The sequence below is a fragment of the Bartonella sp. AA83SXKL genome (assembly GCF_042196965.1).
GTDB lineage: Bacteria > Pseudomonadota > Alphaproteobacteria > Rhizobiales > Rhizobiaceae > Bartonella.
Genome location: NZ_JBHIRG010000336.1, coordinates 1 through 551, shown reverse-complemented (window position 1 = coordinate 551; position 551 = coordinate 1). Strand labels below are relative to the sequence as shown.

General features: G+C 37.9%; 1 protein-coding gene. It reads left to right on the top strand.

Features of this window, described 5'->3' with window-relative positions; translation table 11 throughout:
* Window positions 1–53 precede the first annotated feature (53 nt).
* A partial coding sequence (locus ACFINO_RS11500) for a carboxyl transferase domain-containing protein (RefSeq protein ID WP_375655978.1) occupies window positions 54–551 on the top strand: 498 nt, incomplete at its 3' end.

Here is a 551-nt window from a genome sequence, read left to right as displayed (position 1 = left end):
TATTTTCTTGAATCGTGCAAAAAATGTATAACATTTAAAGAGAGGCTACAAAGATGAACTGGATTACAAATTATGTTCGTCCTAAAATCAATTCCATACTGGGACGCCGTGAAATTCCAGAAAATCTGTGGATCAAAGATCCTACCAGTGGTGAGATGGTCTTCCATAAAGATCTAGAAGTTAATCAATATGTAATCCCTAGTTCTGGTTATCACATGCGCATTAGCGCCAAAAATCGACTCACACATTTTTTTGATGATGGTGTTTATACGCCTCTTGAAAATCCAAAAGTTGTAACAGACCCATTAAAGTTTCGCGATGAAAAACGTTATATTGACCGGCTAAAAGATTATCGTTCCAAACTTGGTATTGATGATAATATTTTAAGTGCACGCGGTACTATTGAAGGCTTACCGATTATAGCCACTGTTCAAGACTTCGCCTTTATGGGAGGATCACTTGGTATGGCTTCAGGAGAAGCAATCATAAAAGCTTTTGATACTGCCATTGCCGAAAAATGCCCTTTAGTCCTTTTTTCTGCTTCTGGCGGT